Below are 16,833 nucleotides of genomic sequence, written 5' to 3'. Positions count from 1 at the left end.
AATCACATCCGGTAGACAGGACTGGGGCCGTCGAAGCGGGGCGTACTTGCGTCGGCAAGCTGGAGGCAGATGCCGAGGACGTCACGCGTCTGGGACGGTTCGATGATGCCGTCGTCCCACAATCGTGCTGTCGCGTAGTACGGATCGCTCTGCATTTCGAACTGTCGTCGCGTCCGTTCGCTGAGTTCCGCGAGTTCCTCCTCGCTGGCGTCACCCTTGAGCGAGGCGAGCCGAAGTTCGGTCAGCACGGTGGTCGCCACTTCGGGGCTCATCGTGCAGACGCGGCTGTTGGGCCAGGCGAACAGGAACCGGGGGGCGAATCCGCGGCCGCACATGCCATAGTTGCCAGCTCCGTAGCTGCCGCCGATCAGTACGGTGATGCGCGGCACGCGAGCAGTCGCCATCGCGTAGACCAGTTTGGCTGAGTGCCTGGCAATGCCACCGCGCTCCGCCTCGGTTCCTACCATGAAACCCGGGATGTTCTGCAGGAAGAGCAATGGAATGCGTCGCTGGCTGCAGAGTTCGATGAAATGCGCACCCTTGACGGAAGACTCCGAAAACAGCACACCGTTGTTGGCCAGGACACCGACCGGGTACCCGTGAATGTGTGCGGTAGCACATACCAGGGTGGCGCCGTATTCGGGCTTGAACTCCTGTAGCGCGCTATCGTCGACCATGCGCATGATGACTTCACGAACGTCGTAAGGCCGTTTGAGGTCCGTGCCGATGATGCCGCCGATTTCCTCCGCAGCGAAGCGCGGGGGCACGACGGGTAGTCGGGTCGCGTGTGCGCGCACCGGCCAGTTCAGATTGGAGACGATGTCTCGCAGACGCTGGAGCGCTTCCCGCTCCGACATCGCCAGATAGTCGGTCACGCCGGAGACCCGTGCGTGCATGCTGGCACCGCCCAGGGTCTCTCCGTCGACTATCTCGCCGATTGCCGCCTTGACGATGGGGGGGCCACCGAGATGAATCCGGCCCGTTCCATCGACCATGACCGATTCGTCCGACAGCGCTGGAATATATGCGCCTCCAGCGGTGCAGCCACCAAAGACCGCCGAGAGCTGTGGTAGACCGTCCGCGCTCATGCGGCACTGGTGGAAGAATGTCGTGCCGAAGTGGCCGTAGTCCGGAAACACGCGATCCTGCTCGGGCAGATACGCGCCGCCGCAATCCACCAGGTAGATGCACGGCAGGCGGTTTTCCCAGGCGATCTCCTGCGCACGGATATGTTTGCGCGTGGTCTCGGGGAAGAAGCTGCCGCCTTTTACTGTCGCGTCATTGGCAACTATCATGCATGTCACGCCGTTGATCGAGCCGACGCCCGTGACGATGCCGGCGGACTGCACGTCGTTGTGGTGCAGCCCCCAGGCGGCAAGGGCCGAAAGCTCGAGAAAGGGGCTGCCCGGGTCCAGAAGGAGATCGATGCGATCGCGAACGGGAATCTTGCCGCGTTCAATGTGCCGCGCACTGAGCTTTTCGCCGCCACCTGCGAGTGCCCATCTCTGACGCTCATGCAACTGATCGAGCAGTTTCCCGTACCCCGCTGCATTCTGCTTGTACGTATCGGAATGGATATCGATGCGAGACTTCATATGCGTTTAGATGTCCGGATGACAATGGGGAGAGTGATGTTCCGATAAGTCTCAGCGCCTGGATCTTGCCTCGAGTCCATCGAGAAATAGCTCGGTCAATTCGTGTGTCAGTTTTTGGATGGAAGCGATTTCAGGTCTGTACCATTCGAGCGAGCCGTTCAGTGCGTTGATGAGAAACAGGCGCGTCAGACGGAGGTCGCGAGCCGGGTTAAAGGTGCCCTGCGACGCACATCGTTGTAACAACTTGTGCCAGAACGTCTCATAGGCATCCCGAACAACGATATGTTTTTCGCGGATCGAAGGCGGTACCTGTCCGAAGATGCGCACGTTGGCGGACGTGTAGTCCTGCAGTTCGAGCATGCCGTGCAGGTGCGCGAACACGGCCGCGTGCAGGATGGTTCGGGCGTCGCTTGCGGGATTGAGTGACATGACAGCACGCCGCACTTCTTCGGCCACACGCACCACGCCAATGCGCAGCACTTCGGTGACAATTTCTTCCTTTGATCCAAAGTGATGGTAAATGCTACCGGTTGTTACGCCGCACTCCGCGGCAATGTCGCGTAGCGAGGTGCTCGCGTACCCTTCGTGCCGGAAGAGTCGTGCTGCAGTATCCAGAATCAGCTGCCGTCCTTCCGCTGGTGCGATATCGTCAGCGCTGACGGATGCTCTTGCCGTTGTTCTGGTCTGGGAAGCCTGTTTTTTTGCCATTCTGCTACTCCCTGTGGAACGTTATGGCGGGCTTGGGGGCGTTGTGCTCAAACGCCACGGCGCCATCCCGATGCGAGCGTGCCTCCTTCCATGTCAGGACTGGCGTGGCGCACGCATCGCCTTGTGCAAACACCGTATCCCATTCGTCCCGCGTGCGGGCCGCGATCCGTTGTGACAGTATCTGTGTCAACGTTGGCCAGTATGAACGGTCATACTGGCGCGCGGCGTCGACTTCGACGTCGAGCTCGCTCACTAGCTCAGCAAAGAATTTAGGCTCAATTGCACCGATCGCGAGCCAGTGATCGTCGGATGTCCTGTAGCAGCGATAGAAGGGGGCCCCGCCATCGAGCAGATTCGATTGTCTGTCATCGATCCAGAGCCCCGAATCCAACATCCCGTGAAGATGCGCGGTGAGCGAGACACTCGCGCCGAAGATGCTCGTCTGCACGACGGCTCCCTTGCCGTCGCGTTTCGCTTGCAACAGGGCGGCAACAACGCCCAGCGCGAGATGCATACCTCCGCCGCCGAAGTCGCCTAGCAGATTGATTGGGGGGGAAGGGCATTCTTTCGGTCCGATCGCGCCCAGAATGCCAGCAAGCGCAAGAAAGTTGATGTCGTGTCCCGCAGAAGATGCTCGCGCACCGGTGGCAGCCCAACCGGCGCAGCGTCCAATAACCAGTGCGGGCTGCACGGAATGCAGATAGGCCGGCGCCAATTCCAGCCTTTCGAGTGTACCGGGCCGGAAGCCCTCGATCAACACGTCACTTTCACGAACAAGTGTTCCCAAGGCGTCTCGCCCAGCCGCTGTCTTGAGGTCAATGACGACCCGATGTTTGCCACTCTCCAGCGGATCGTCCGACATAGGTATGCCGAGATCGCGATGTCGTGGGGCGCAGACCACCGTGACTTCAGCGCCCAGTTGGTGCAGCATGCGGCCGGTAAAAGGGACGGGTCCGATCGCTGCCAGTTCGACGACACTCACACCGTCTAGAGGAAGGGCATTGTTCATATGCTGCAATTCTTTAAATATCCGATTGCGCCAATAGTACATAACGAGGGTTATGGTCGGCAAGAGGATTTGGCACGTTGTTGGACGACACGCGGCCGGATCATCCAGAACTCACAGGGCCAGGCGAAGGTGCCAAACATGTAGCGGTTTTAAAGGATGTATGTGACGTATTTAGATGCTCTAGGGGTTTCTCCCACCTCGACACGGAGAGATCACTGAACTTTAATGAACATAACGACTGTTACGGAACAATTCTAATTGAGCGAATCGCCATGAACTCTTCTGAACCCCTCCAGCTATCCGTTACGGCATCGATGCCGTACTTCACTGATGAACACAACATGCTTCGCGAAACCGTCCGCCGGTTTGTCGACCAGCGGGTAAAGCCGTATGCCGACGAATGGGAGGAGCAAGGGTTTGTGCCTCGCGATGTTCTGCGGGAGATGGGGGCGCTGGGGCTGCTGGGTATGCGGTATGCCGAGAAGCACGGAGGCAACGAGTTCGACACGCTGGCTACCGCTATCCTCGCAGAGGAGCTGGGTCGGTCCACCTACGGGGGCTTTGCAATTACGGTTCTGGTGCACACAGATATGGCGAGCCCGCACCTCTTTCACGCGGGCAACGCGGCGCAGCAGGACCGGTATATGCCGGACATCATTGCCGGTCGGCGCATCGCGGCGGTTGCGATGACAGAGGCGGATGCAGGATCGGACCTGGCGAGCATGCGGACAACTGCCCGGCGCGATGGCGAAGAGTGGGTGCTCAACGGCTCCAAGATGTTCATCACCAACGGCGTGTACGGCGACATATTCTTTGTCGCGGCCAAGACCGGTGAATCGAGGCGTAACCGTGATATCTCGATGTTTATCGTCGAAAAGGGCGCGCCGGGGTTTCGCGTCGAGCGACCGCTCAAGAAACACGGCTGGCTTTCGAGCGACACCGCGGAGCTTGTATTTGAGAACTGTCGAATTCCGTCGGAAAATCTGCTCGGTGAGGAAAGCAAAGGGTTCTACGCGCTCGTCAAAAACCTTCAGAACGAACGCATCGTGCTGGGCGCGCAAGCGATCGGAGAAGCCGCGAAGGCGATCGAACTCGCACTAGAATGGGTCACACAGCGTCGCGCATTCGGCGCAACGCTATGGGACAAGCAGGTCATCCGTCACCGGTTGGCAATGCGCAGCGCTCAGGTAGAAGCTGCCCGTACGTTTCTTTACAACACCGCGTGGCGTGTTTCCCAAGGGCAGGAGGTGATCAAGGAGGTCTCCATGATCAAGGCATTGTGTGGGACGCTCGTGAACGAGGTGATGTACGACTGCCTCCAGTTCCACGGCGGGATGGGGTTCATCCGGGAGACGGCCATCGAGCGCATGACGCGGGACGCGCGGGTGCAGTCCATTGGGGGCGGCGCCACCGAAGTGATGCTGGAAGAGATCGCAAAGCGTCTGGTCTAAACGCAATTCCTATCCCTATGAGGCCTTTAGACATTCCGCTTCGCGAAGTCTAAAGCGCGAGTTCGGTGCGGGGATGCTGTACGTGTTCCGGGCGCTATCCATGTGGCGTCGCTGGCGCAATACGGTGCTGGACCCGTTCTCGCGAACGCCGGAGCGGCGCGACGAGCTTGCGTTGATAGACTTGTACGAACAGTATGCCGACCACGTCGTTGCCGAGCTCGGCGACACCAACCTGGATGCATGCGTTAAGTTGCTGGAGCTTCCTGATCGAATCCGCGGATACGGGCATGTCCGTCAACACTCGATGCAACCTGCCCGCGAGGAGGGAGCGAGACTTGTAGAGGCGATCAGCCATGCAGGCGCTGCGCCGGCAACCGGACGTTCGGACTTGAGCCGATCATCGGTCTGATGCCTGTCGCGAGCGGGGTCCGGCATCTGCTCGCGTCGCCGCGCGAAGGTACCTGTAACTCACTATTCAGATCGATCCGGGGCAGCGCGCCGGATCGGGTTTGACCATATACCGAACAGAAGCTCTGGAGACGATATGACCGACATTCTTGCCGAACTCACCTCGACACCCCTGACGGATCTTCGTCCGGAATGGCGAGTGGAGAGCCAACAAAGGCTGCTCACGGAGGCGCGCGCGATCGAATCACAAGGGTCGGACAGGTACTGGGGATGGGTCGCCGACAGGATGCGCTGGAGCAGATCGTGGGATGTGATCCGCAAGGGCGGCTTCGACTCGCTGCGCTACTACGTCGGCGGTACGTTGAATGTCGCGGACAACTGCGTCGACCGGTACGCCGAGGATCCCGTCAGCTCGACGCGGGATGCCGTGATCTGGGAAGGGGAGGACGGTGCGGTCAGACGCCTCAGCTATCTCGACCTGCGCGACCAAGTCGTGCGTTTCGCTAGTGCGTTGCGTGGACTTGGCGTGCGCCGGGGTGACGTGGTAGCGATTCACCTGCCCAACGTACCGGAGGCGTTCGTTGCGATTCATGCATGCAACCGCATCGGCGCGATTTATACCGTGCTTTTCAGTGGTTTCTCGTCCGAGGCGATTTCGTTGCGCCTTCAGGCATCGCGCGCGGCGGTCGTCGTCACCGCCGACGCGGCGCTCAGACGCGGCCGGAAGGTGCCCTTGCTGCAGAACATGCGTGCGGGTCGTGCCGCATCGGTCCATGTAAGGCATACGGTTGTCGTGAACCGGACCGGCGATCCGCTTTCATTGGAACAGAACGAAATCGAGTGGAACGGGCTTCTCGAAAGACAGGATTCGCATTGTCCATGTGAGCCCATGGAGGCTAACGATCCCGCTTTTCTGATCTTCACGTCGGGCACGGAGAGCAGGCCGAAGGGGGTGGTTCACAGCGTGGCCGGCTTTCTGGTGGGCACCTGGGCCAACGTTCAATGGCAGGTGGGCCCGCAGCCCGACGACGTGTACTGGTGCGCCGCGGACGTCGGCTGGCTGACGTTCCCGATTCAGGCTGTCATTGGCGGCCTCGCACATGGATTGACGCTCGTCTGCTACGAGGGGGCACTCGACTTTCCCGACAAGACGCGCATGCTCGACATCGCGAAGCGGCATGGCGTGACGAAGCTCCTCGTTGCACCGACCGGCTTGCGCATGCTGCGGGCAGCCGGTGAGGCGGCGATACGGGATAGTCTTCCGCCTGACCTCAGGCTCGTAACCACCCAGGGGGAGACGCTAGACACAGCAACAGCGGAATGGACCTGCCGCACGCTGGACGTCCCCGTCGTGAACGCTTACGGACAGACCGAGACGGGCTCGACCTGGACGATGCCCGTCTACGGGGTCGACCCGATCAAGCATGGAAGCTGCGGGCGTCCGGTTCCGGGTCATTGCTTCGCAGTTGTGGATGACGGCGGCAAACCCGTCGGCGCGGGTGTGCGCGGCAATCTCGTTCTCACCGAACCGTTTCCCACACTGGCCCGAACCATCTGGGACGACCCCGGGCGCTATGTCGAGTCCTATTTCAAGCGGTTCCCGGGAAGCTATGCGACCTCCGACGAAGCCGTGGTGGACAACGACGGCCAGATCTGGGTGCTCGGGCGGGCGGACGACGTCATCAACGTTGCCGCACATCGGATCAGCACCATGGAGATTGAAAGTGCCGTAGCGAGCTGCGAAGGTGTCGTCGAAGCGGCGGTCGTCGGGGTGAACGATGCCCTACGAGGCACGCTTCCCGTAGCCTTCGTCACCCTGAAGCAGGGTGTCGATTCCAGCGATGCTTTGGCCGCAGTGTCCGCCGCAGCGGAGCGGGCAGTGGGAACGTTCGCGCGCCTTGGCTCTGTCTATGTCGTGACGGCTTTGCCGAAGACACGGGCAGGGAAGATCATGCGACGATTGCTGCGCGAGGCAGTGGAAACCGGGGCAATCGAGGGCGATTTGACCGGGCTCGAAGATCCGGCTTCGCTCGATGTAGTGCTTGAAGCAGTGCGCAAGGACGCCAAGCGATAGCGATGGTCCGGATGCCTGACGCCGGCGAGGCGCTGGCCGGTGGGTTATTTCTTCTGACAGGAGTGGTGTCGGATGACTACGCAATCTATTAACCGTGACGTGGAGGTTCTGCAGCGTCTGTCGGCAGGGCGGTTCACGTGCCGGGCTTATCAGGACACGTCGGTACCGCGCGAAGTCATCGAGAGCATCGTGACTTTGGCGGGAAGATGCGCGTCCTGGTGCAACGTTCAGCCCTGGCACCTTGTAGTTACAACGCCGGATACCACTGCAAAGTTCCGCGATGCCCTCGTGAGTCATGCGAGCGGGACATCTGAAGTGGATTCGGACATTCCGTTTCCGGAACAATACTGCGGTGTATATGCGGAACGCCGGCGCGAAGTGGCTTACAGGTTGTACGGCGCGCTGGGAATCGAACGAAGCGAGAAGGGACGCCAGGCCGCGCAGAGTTTCGAGAATTTCCGAATGTTCGGCGCGCCGCACGTGGCGATAGTCACGATGTCGGCCGAGCTTGGCGCGTACGCGGGCATCGATTGCGGCGCGTTCATCGGCGCATTCATGTGGGCAGCACAGGCGCACGGCGTGGCGACGACGCCTCAGGGGGCGCTCGCCCGACACGCGAAGTTTATTCGGTCGTACTTCGGAATCGGTGACGAGCGGAAGATGGTTTGTGGTATCGCATTTGGCTATGCCGACGCCGATCATCCTGCCAATGGTTTCAGAACAAGCCGCGCTTCTCTCGACGATGTGATGCAGCTGATATAGGGGACCGCATGGCGGTGGCCAAGGCAAATCGTTTCGTTTGCCGTCGCCTGGGATAGCGGCCGTAGTCCGGGTGCTCTATCCAGGTTATCCAGACGTATCGCATTCCTGATCAGATTTTCATCGGCCTTGATTCGAAGTCGATGCCGTGGACCGGGCTCGTGGCTGATACGTCGAGCCGGCGAAGCGGTTAGCGGAATCGTGACGAACGTGACGAACGCCGCATCGCGATCATCTCAGAAGCGATTTACGCCGCGAGTGAACAGGCCCGCGCCGTCATCCGCGAAGTGAACTGTGCGGCAATGGCGCGATAAACGAGCGGCGGCGCCGCGCCCTCATAGAGACGCGGCGAAAACGGATAGGGTTTGAAGGGGCGGCTCATGCGTGTCTCCTGAATCTTCGCTGCCGGGGTTCGCACGCCGGGGCTGGTCAGCTCTCCGAGGCGGTGCGAATCGATAGCGAAGCGCTGCTTACGGCGATCCGAAAGCTCGCTAACGGTGGACGAATCGTTGATTCTACGCTTGTCGATGCAATGGTATTTGGAAATCTTCGCGGTGATATACCGCCCCATGACGTCCTTTCTGAGCGGCAGTGTCAGGTGCTGCAAATGCTGGCAAAAGGAAAGAAGATAAACGAGATTGCCAATACTTGTGAAGTGAGTGCGAAGACGATCAGTTCGCACAAGTTGAGGATAATGCGCAAGCTCGGCTTTGAAAATAACGCCGATATGATCCGATATGCATACCGACATGGGCTCGGGTCCTCGGAAGTTAGCAGGCTGTTGAAATATCCGTCGTTGATGCACTCAGGTGCATTGCGACGGATGCTGAGTTCGCACTTCTGAAACGCGGAACACATTTTCCGGGCGTTCGAGGCTGCTAACGGTTTCACCATATCGATGTTATCCATTGCATCCCGGCCCTCAACGGGCAAGTGTGCGCATACGCGTCAAGTTGTAGCCGACCTGCGTCAGCACGAAGAGCTGGTCCACGCGTTCAAGTCCTCGATACATCGCCTGTCGAATTCGTCCGACTGTCTTGCCCCATCCGAACACCTGCTCAATCCGCTTACGTTTTTGCTGGCTGACCGCGTAACCCGGCCAACGCGTGGTTCGCTCGTCAATCGCTGAGCCTCCTGGACGCCCATCGTTTTGCGCGACATGAGGCGTGACGCGATTTGCTCGACAGGTGGCGACAAAGCCGGCCGTGTCGTAGTTCTTGTCTGCCCCGACCGTAATGCCGCCCGGGGCCACCTTCGCGGCGTCAGCAAGCATTTGCGCGGCGCAGTCGCGCTCGGCGGTGCCCGTCGCCAGCGTCACCTGCGCGTTGACTACCAGGCCGTGCCGGTTGTCAGTCAGTACATGGCCCATGTAGCAAAGCATCGCACCGGTTCCTTTGCTCTTGCGAAACAGGCGCGCCTGCTCGTCGGTCGTGGACTGATGCGTCGCGTTACTGCGCTTCTGACCGTGCCAGTTGTCATTGGGCGCCCGCGGTTCGTCGGGCGGCGTATCGTCTTTGTCCGGACTTGCCTTCGGCACAAAGCTCTTGTGTCCCGCCCATGCCTGAATCAGCGTGCCGTCAACGCTAAAGTGCTCACCCGACAGATGCCCACGCTCGCGCGCAGTCTCAACCGTCTCGTTGAAGAGCAATACCAGCACATCGTGCTCAAGCAGTCGGTCGCGGTTCTTGCTGAATGTCGAGTGGTCCCACACCGTCCCATCCATCGGCAAGCCGACGAACCAGCGAAAGAGCATGTTGTAGGAAATCTGTTCCATCAACATGCGCTCGCTGCGAATCGAGTACAGCACCTGAAGCAGTAACGCTCGCACCAGCTTCTCCGGTGCAATGCTCGGCCGCCCACCTTTCGCATCAGCCTCGTACATCCGGGCAAACACGTCGTCCATGCGTTTGAGCGCATCGTTGAGCCAAGTGCGAATCGGACGCAACGGATGGTCTTTCGGCACAAAATCATCCAGCTTCAACACCGTGAACATCGACTCCGTAAAACCATCGGCACCGCGCATCCGTTTCATCCCGCTCACATTCATGACATTACCTTCAACGTTTACCCCTTCGTCCCGGATGACGGAGAAACGAGGTATTTCAACAGCCTGTTAGTATATGAAACCGCAGAGGTTACAAAAAAGAAATTGCCGGAATGTTTTTCGGGCACGGTCATAAATTGCGGTGCGTGCTTCCCCCTTAGTCAGGCGGTCCGACGGTGGAAGTTTTCACCGCGGGCCGAACGAATCAGGCGGAACTCCCGCGGGTAGTGTTAGCAATTGAAGGTGAAAGATCATGGATATCGAAAGGATAGCGAGCGACTCGGGAATGCAGGTAGTTCTCGACGGTCGGATCGGCAGCGCAGAATACAAAAGCGTGTATGGATCCCTTCAGGCCCTTCAGCGCTTTGCAAACAGTATTCGCGAGTTGGGTGCCAGCGAAACAAACTCTGAGGGCATCGATCGGGCTCACGAGCGCGTGATGGGTTTGTCGGACGTAATCTGACAAGTATCAGGCCAAGCTTCTGCGAATCAGAAAAGCTCATGAATGTGGCAGCGTTCCAGCACGTCGGACCTAAATGTTCGACATTTCGCAAAGCTAGGTTCAATGTAGATGAGGTGTTGCATGAACTGGTTTTATGGACTGACAACTGCGAATGTACCGGCTCCGGTTGTCTGGACACGCTTTTGCAGCTCAGGCGGCCAGCTTCATCAGCCGTTCCTGACGGGCTTCGAGGGGTGATTTGAAGCCCAACTTTTCAAGACGCCAGTCGCGATTGTATCGATCCTTGAACGCGATGGCGGCGGCACGAACTTCCTCCAGGTTTTTGAAGATGCGTCCATGAATAGCCTGTTCCTTCATTGTCCGGTTGAATCGCTCGGCGACGCCGTTGGTCTGGGGTTCGGCGACGAAGGCATAGCTCGGCGCGATGCCCCAGAACCGGATCTGGTTACGGAAGTCGTCCGACGTGTACTGCGAACCGTGATCCATACGCAGCGACAGCCCGCGGCCCGCATCGGCGAGCACGGAACCGAATTCGTCCAGCAGCCCCTGGGAGATCGGCTCGAGGGCAGCAAAGCGGTCGCCAATCTTCGCGGCATGAATGCCGGTACACATGCCGTCGCAATGATCAACGGCCGAGAAGATCCACACCATGCCGTCGTCCACGGTCGCGATGCGCACGCCGTCGGTGCCCCACATCTCATTCGGGCAATCGGTTGTGATCCGGCCATCGTGAAGGTTGGGTTCGCCTCGCGCTTGCCGGTGCGGCGACAGCAGGCTGTGCTCGCGCATCAGTCGCAGCACGCGGGTCCGGGAGACCCGGATGTCGTGCAGGATACGCAAGCGCGCCCAGACCTTGCGATGCCCCTCGCCGATGAAGGGGGAAGCCACCAGATCGTCGCGGATGGCCTTCAGCAGGTCAGCATCGGGCATCTTCGGTTTCGGGCCGCGGCGGCCCGGGATGATCGGCACCACGTTGTCCGCTGTCCTCGCGCGGACAGCATAGATCGTCGAGCGGGGGAATCCGAGCACCTGGCAAACCCGTTGCAATCCAAAGGGCTTGTTCGCACTAACGGAGATCGCGCGGCTCATGTCGACGATCTCCGAGCGGTCAAAGGGCGACGGGCCTGCAGTTCACGTTCCTTGCGCAGGATCTCGTTTTCCATAGACAACTCGCCGACGCGCCGCACGGCGTCATTGAGCCGGGCTTCCAGGGGATCGCTGGTGCGTGCCTTCAGGCCGGCCTCCATGCCGGCCAGTGCCAGCTCACGCCATTGCTCGAGCACGGCGATCGTCACACCGACTTCACGGGACACGGCGTCGACGGGTTCGCCACGCAGCAACCGAAGCACCACGCCGCGTTTGCGACCGGTCGACCAACGCTTGACTTCGGCGGCGCCAGAGGCGCTTCCAGTCGCGCTACGCGCTCCTTCCAGCGCCTCTGGCGCAACCCCGTTTACATCTGTTTTCTTCAACATCAACAACTCCAGTTTGGGACCCACGTTTTACCCCAAATCTGTGTCCAGAAAAACAGGAGGCGCGGCACTGACAACTGCGAAGCGCCGCAAGGTTTTCGTCTTGAAGGTGGTGTGCGGTCTCACGTTAATCGCTGTGGCCGTCTACGAAATAAGACCGGTTGACGAACCAGTTACAAATCCAAGTGGTAAAGCGGCTCCCGGTCTTGTCGTTCTCGACAACACCCAAGCAAGTTTCGATGCAATGCGAGCACTGACTTATCAGCAGTTGTTTCGTAACCTGAAGACTTTCTGACGGTAAAACATTTACTGACTCACTCGGCGCTCTCGAAAGTTCACGAGGGTATCGATCGCGTCGGTAGCCCGCTCGATCTGCGTGTCCGTTGTGAGATAACTCACCAATACGCCAGCTAGCTTTGAAAGCCGTCGGTGCAAGTAATTTTGGGGTCTTCGCGGAAAAGTGTGATGGTTTTTCATGATGAAAATGTCGGAGAGCCAATCTGGGCAAGGGTTTGCGCGTCTTGATGGCCTCTCGAAATCGGGCATGATTTCGCGATGGCTACTTCACGCAAACTCAAGCGTCTTTCCGACGCATACCGGTTCGACGGGTTCCGTCCTTGCGAAGCGCTGCGCGGTGTCTTCGGTGATCGCATGGCACGCGTCGTCACGCTGTTTCGGCGCTCAAAAAAACGGCCTGCAAGGGATGTGGTCGGCGGTGCTCGATCCACGATCGCAGGGTGCGTCGCGTTCGAGATCTGCCGAACGGCGATGTACGGATTTACCTGGAACTCGAAGCTCGTCGGGTCCGCTGTCGATGCGATGGCAGCGTGAAAGGCGAACGACTGAGCTTTCTGGCGGACAACCCTCACTACACGAAGCGCTTCGCGTGGTACGTCGGTCGCCGCTGTCGCGACAGCACGATCAAGGACGTGGCTGACGAACTGCAATTGCACTGGCACACGGTCAAGGACCTCGAGATGCAGTACATGCGGGCGCAACTGGAGCGGTTCGGCACGCCCGGGCCGAAGGTCATCGGCATCGACGAGATTTCGATTGGCAAGGGACAGACGTACCGCATTGTTGTGAGCGACCTGATACGGGGCCGTGCAATCTGGTTTGGTGGCGAAGATCGAAAGGAGGCCAGCATGCATCAGTTCTATGACTGGCTGGGCGAGAAAAAGGCCCGCGGCATCCGGCTTGTCGTGATGGACATGTGGCGGCCGTTTTACAACGTCGCGCAGGAACGCGTGCCGCATGCGGCCATCCTGTACGACAAATTCCACGTCATAAAGCAGCTCAACGAAGCCCTGGATGAAGTGCGCAAGAGCGAATACGCTCGCCTGCAAGGCGAGCAGCGGCGCTACATCAAAGGCCAGAAGTACGTTCTGCTCAGTCATCGCGAGAACCTGTCGATGGAAGGCAGGAACTCGTTGAAGACGCTGCTCGCAGCGAACCGACGTCTGAATACCGCGTACCTGCTCAAGGAGTCGTTCGGGCAGTTGTGGGACTACGAGCGCGAAGGCTGGGCACGTCGCTTCTTCGAGAACTGGAAATCCAGCTTGAAGTGGCAGCGTTTGAAGCCCTACGAGAAGTTTGCCGCGATGGTCGAGCGTCATTGGGACGGGATTGCTTCCTATTGCAAGCCAGAAAACAAGGTGCCGCTCGGATTCGTTGAGGGACTCAACAACAAGGTTCGGGTTATCCAGCGACGCGCGTACGGATTGCGAGATGAGGAATATCTGCGCCTGAAGATCCTCACTTGCATGCTGCCTCGAATCTGAAAAATGGCGATTTTTCATCACACCTTTCCGCGAAGATCCTAATTTTGTTACTACTGGACCGCCGGAAATTAGCGGCTGCCACGACCATCGAGAACAAAATTGCTTGCAAAAAGTTCAAGCAAAATTGTGCCTTCGGCCGACAGTACAAGCAATTTCGTATCCTTTTCAACACGTTGTCGCTCATTCGGTGGGTCAAAAGCCCGAAGGGCTGGGCCTTCTGCAGGCGTTTCGCGACGGACCGGCTGGACCAGGGAACAGAATAACGACGTGGAGCCCAACAAAAATGCTTCGACGTGAGCTGCTCACTGCGGACCAGTGGCGATCATGACCCGCTCGGCGTAGCCGTGCTCATGATCTGTCTGCGTTGTCCTGCAGAGTGGATGTACGGGCTGCTCGCCGAGCCGCTGACCGACGAGCACGACGCGCCGGAAAGCTCACCCTTGGTCGCTCGCCTTGGGGGTTGGGAACAAAATTACTTGCAAAACGGAAACAAAATTACTTGAACCAACGCGAGGCTGTATGGAACAACAACGATCCACTCAATTTGACATAAAAGAAATGATCAACATTTATAGGTAGTCCTAATATATAACACTGGTGCTCAAGTGTTCAACGACGTTAGCGCTCCGCCTTGCGCGTGTCGGAACGTGGTGAGCGTGGCTTCGCGCTGCTAGAGATCACCGCTCACATCCAAGGATGTCGTAGCTTGAACTCATACACCCACAAGCTAGTGCAGCGGTGCGAGAGTTACTCCTCCACGACGATAGGCGAGCTTTCCGTTCCTGCGAGAAAATCCCTGAGTTGCGCTTCGGCGTGAAATACCGCATGCAGTGGTGCGCGGGCAAGTTGCGCGTCATACAGAGCTATCAGTTCTTCAAAGTCGACGATGACGTCCGGCGTCAGACGCCACTCACCCGTCTCATGCGCGTGCGCCAGCGTCACCTCCACAGCACACTCGGCGACCTTGAAGTGCTCGGCGGGATGCCTTCCGTAGCCCGCGCGTTGCAGAAAATAAGCAAGGTAGACGGCGCGCATCAGTTCGTTGATCAGGTGACTATTGGCCTGGCACTCACGACAAGCGACAAGCGCCAGATGCAGCCTCAGGGACTGTTCGCTAGCGGACGCACGATCCATCGGTAATAACAGCGCCTTTGTCAGCGGCCGGCGTGGCTGACCGGCCCGAGACCGGTTACGTTTGACGGACATCTACTGGAAGCAGGGTGGTGTGGGAAGATAGCCCGATTATAGCGAAGCTGTTTGCCGGATCAGTTTCGGTGGTCACACCACCGGCTTATGCGTCCAGGTATTGGAAAGGGAGTGTATCCGCAAAAAGTTGTGAAAAAGCCGTGCTCCTGGACGTCAATAGGTCGGCAGCAGCTCAATTAATCCTGATTTCTCGCAAATCATCCCGCGCTTCCGTAGACCGCCATGAATCTGTCACGGTTGCGACAATAAATCCGTTACCGGCCACGCCTCTTGTCCCCCTAGGCAACCACGCCGGCCCCGTGTCATCGAAGAGGTGCCGGTCGGCCAGAACGATACCGTCAGAAGGAACAAGCCGATCGACCGCCTCGGCTGATTTCGGCCGACCGCATCAGGCAGTAGCCGGCCAACAGCGGACCTTGAGGTTGCCCTTTCATTTTTCTCATGAACAGCCATTCAAGGACTCGCTTGCTGCCGGCCAGCATACATCGCAGCGAGGAAGGCTGTCGCGGCAACCTAGCAGTCTTTTGACAACCATGCCCCGTGAAATCCAGAGGGAATTCGCCTGGGCAGTCGTACTGTCGCGATCGGAGCGGCCTCTATACTCTGGCCGTCGAGAATGACCAGATCGCTGGTGTCGGTCGCGTGACGATAGACACAGACGAGCAGCCAGCCATCGTCTTCGGCCGAGGACAGAGGACGCGCTACGAACACCGGTTCACTGTTTTGGTCCCCTTCCGGAACCCTATATCGCTGTATTGAACCGGATTCGAAATCATAGCGAACGACGCCACGAATTTCCGTATTTGTAGGTTGCTCAGCGGCGTAGAGAAATCGATAGGGGCGGCCAGTTCGTCCTTCGTTGATGCGAGGCAGCTCGATACAAACATCCGTCATTTGCTTTTCAGTCACGATTCCTCTACCGAGGTCAATGACATAGCGCCACAAGACTCCCAGCGGCGGGTCTTCAAAAGTCAAACCCTCCTCATGCAGCCGCAAATACCGGGGATATCGAATCGCGTCGAGCACCACTGTAGCCTCGTCTGCGTCGTATGCGTTCACAACGTGCAGGATAAAGCACGGCGCTATTTCAAACCAGCGCACCTCGCCGCCATGGCGCGGAATGATCCCCAACTTTGCCTTATGGTCGTCGCGCCAACGTAGCGGCATCCGATGACCACGAGATAGCATCGAAAAGTCATAACCGACATTAAGATCTAGAAAGATACTTCGGGTGGCGGTGATTGCCATATCGTGCATCATTGAGGGCGATGACATCTCAATGTCGAGCTCAACGCTTGGCATGCCGTTCGCGTCCGTCACGGCATAGCGCAAATACGGCTTTTTCCAATCCGCGCGAAAGCTCATCAGTTCGCCCGTCTGGGGGTCAACTTTCGGATGGGCGGTCATGCCGTTTGCGAGTCCCGGATGAGAACGTGTCGCGCCGAGTGTCTCGAGCTCGGCTGTTATGGCGAGCGGGACACCGCCTTCAGCCAATGCCAAAATTTCGCCTGCGTGGTAAAGCACATTCACGTTCGGATTCGTATCAAGCAGCATCGGCGAGGCATCCGGGTCGTGTACGTGTGCCCATCTCTTTGTGCGAGCCCAGCGATTTCTGTAGCTCGTTGCACGGTCGCCCTGCAGAGAGATGCCATGCAGCATCGCATCTTCCGGCCACCAATCCAACACGTCGTGTCCGTTGAAATGCCCGCGCAATGGATTGGGCCCATTGCGTACCAGTACACCATTGAGATCTTGCGGGATTGTTCCCGTAACGGGAAGATCGACAAGATGGACTTCGTTAAAGACGGCCGCTGTTGCGCCTGAATTTAAGTCGATTGTGGTCATTTTTTGTCTTTCTATCTA

Annotated in this window: 14 protein-coding genes and 2 pseudogenes; 8 read left to right on the top strand and 8 right to left on the bottom strand. The window is 58.6% G+C overall.

The genetic code is table 11. From position 1 onward, the window contains the following. Positions 1-2: 2 nt before the first annotated feature. The 3 genes from B0G77_RS23625 to B0G77_RS23615 are packed head-to-tail and all read right to left on the bottom strand — an operon-like array spanning position 3 to position 3,375. Positions 3-1,595 carry a carboxyl transferase domain-containing protein gene (locus B0G77_RS23625; RefSeq protein ID WP_133664510.1) on the bottom strand — a complete coding sequence of 531 codons (1,593 nt, stop codon included), beginning with the start codon at positions 1,593-1,595 and terminating at the stop codon, positions 3-5. Between the two features lie 51 nt (positions 1,596-1,646). Beyond that, positions 1,647-2,303: a TetR/AcrR family transcriptional regulator gene (locus B0G77_RS23620; protein ID WP_133664509.1), complete on the bottom strand. Its 657-nt coding sequence runs from the start codon at positions 2,301-2,303 to the stop codon at positions 1,647-1,649. Positions 2,304-2,307: 4 nt separating this feature from the next. After that, complete coding sequence (locus tag B0G77_RS23615; RefSeq protein WP_133664508.1) at positions 2,308-3,375, bottom strand: CaiB/BaiF CoA-transferase family protein; 1,068 nt, start codon at positions 3,373-3,375, stop codon at positions 2,308-2,310. 209 nt (positions 3,376-3,584) lie between these two features. On the opposite strand from B0G77_RS23615, the gene B0G77_RS23610 reads away from it, so the two are divergent. From B0G77_RS23610 to B0G77_RS44485, 5 genes and pseudogenes are all read left to right on the top strand, one after another. Continuing rightward, positions 3,585-4,763, top strand: a complete 1,179-nt coding sequence (locus tag B0G77_RS23610; protein WP_208116484.1) for an acyl-CoA dehydrogenase family protein — start codon at positions 3,585-3,587, stop codon at positions 4,761-4,763. A 43-nt stretch (positions 4,764-4,806) separates the two neighbouring features. Further along, positions 4,807-5,172, top strand: a pseudogene (locus B0G77_RS23605) (DUF6537 domain-containing protein); the annotation flags it as partial. Between the two features lie 135 nt (positions 5,173-5,307). Continuing rightward, positions 5,308-7,245, top strand: coding sequence for an AMP-binding protein (locus tag B0G77_RS23600; protein WP_133664506.1), 1,938 nt, complete (start codon positions 5,308-5,310; stop codon positions 7,243-7,245). Between the two features lie 72 nt (positions 7,246-7,317). Next, positions 7,318-8,007: a nitroreductase gene (locus B0G77_RS23595; RefSeq protein ID WP_133664505.1), complete on the top strand. Its 690-nt coding sequence runs from the start codon at positions 7,318-7,320 to the stop codon at positions 8,005-8,007. Between the two features lie 415 nt (positions 8,008-8,422). Then, positions 8,423-8,761 (top strand): annotated as a pseudogene (locus B0G77_RS44485) (response regulator transcription factor); the annotation flags it as partial. Between the two features lie 165 nt (positions 8,762-8,926). Here B0G77_RS44485 and B0G77_RS23585 read toward each other — a convergent pair. Further along, positions 8,927-10,027 carry an IS5 family transposase gene (locus B0G77_RS23585; protein WP_133666835.1) on the bottom strand — a complete coding sequence of 367 codons (1,101 nt, stop codon included), beginning with the start codon at positions 10,025-10,027 and terminating at the stop codon, positions 8,927-8,929. Between the two features lie 274 nt (positions 10,028-10,301). Between B0G77_RS23585 and B0G77_RS23580 the strand changes: the two genes are divergently transcribed. Then, a complete protein-coding gene (locus B0G77_RS23580; protein WP_133664504.1) occupies positions 10,302-10,511 on the top strand; it encodes a hypothetical protein in 210 nt (69 codons plus the stop codon). Positions 10,512-10,700: 189 nt separating this feature from the next. Here B0G77_RS23580 and B0G77_RS23575 read toward each other — a convergent pair whose 3' ends face one another. Continuing rightward, positions 10,701-11,600, bottom strand: coding sequence for an integrase core domain-containing protein (locus B0G77_RS23575; protein WP_133661607.1), 900 nt, complete (start codon positions 11,598-11,600; stop codon positions 10,701-10,703). Further along, positions 11,597-11,986 carry a transposase gene (locus B0G77_RS23570; protein ID WP_133661086.1) on the bottom strand — a complete coding sequence of 130 codons (390 nt, stop codon included), beginning with the start codon at positions 11,984-11,986 and terminating at the stop codon, positions 11,597-11,599. The genes B0G77_RS23575 and B0G77_RS23570 overlap by 4 nt, the downstream gene beginning before the upstream one ends. Positions 11,987-12,538: 552 nt before the next feature. On the opposite strand from B0G77_RS23570, the gene B0G77_RS23565 reads away from it, so the two are divergent. Then, positions 12,539-12,814: a hypothetical protein gene (locus tag B0G77_RS23565; protein WP_133662905.1), complete on the top strand. Its 276-nt coding sequence runs from the start codon at positions 12,539-12,541 to the stop codon at positions 12,812-12,814. Next, positions 12,721-13,764 carry an ISL3 family transposase gene (locus B0G77_RS23560; RefSeq protein ID WP_243751184.1) on the top strand — a complete coding sequence of 348 codons (1,044 nt, stop codon included), beginning with the start codon at positions 12,721-12,723 and terminating at the stop codon, positions 13,762-13,764. The genes B0G77_RS23565 and B0G77_RS23560 overlap by 94 nt, the downstream gene beginning before the upstream one ends. 747 nt (positions 13,765-14,511) lie before the next feature. On the opposite strand, the gene B0G77_RS23555 is transcribed toward B0G77_RS23560, so the two are convergent. Then, positions 14,512-14,970, bottom strand: coding sequence for a hypothetical protein (locus tag B0G77_RS23555; protein WP_243751183.1), 459 nt, complete (start codon positions 14,968-14,970; stop codon positions 14,512-14,514). A gap of 513 nt (positions 14,971-15,483) precedes the next feature. Beyond that, positions 15,484-16,815: a carotenoid oxygenase family protein gene (locus B0G77_RS23550; protein WP_133664502.1), complete on the bottom strand. Its 1,332-nt coding sequence runs from the start codon at positions 16,813-16,815 to the stop codon at positions 15,484-15,486. Between the last annotated feature and the right edge of the window lie 18 nt (positions 16,816-16,833).

The organism is Paraburkholderia sp. BL10I2N1 (genome assembly GCF_004361815.1).
Taxonomy (GTDB): Bacteria; Pseudomonadota; Gammaproteobacteria; order Burkholderiales; family Burkholderiaceae; genus Paraburkholderia.
The sequence above is the reverse complement of the archived record's forward strand: the minus strand, read 5'-3'. Positions and strand labels throughout refer to the sequence as shown.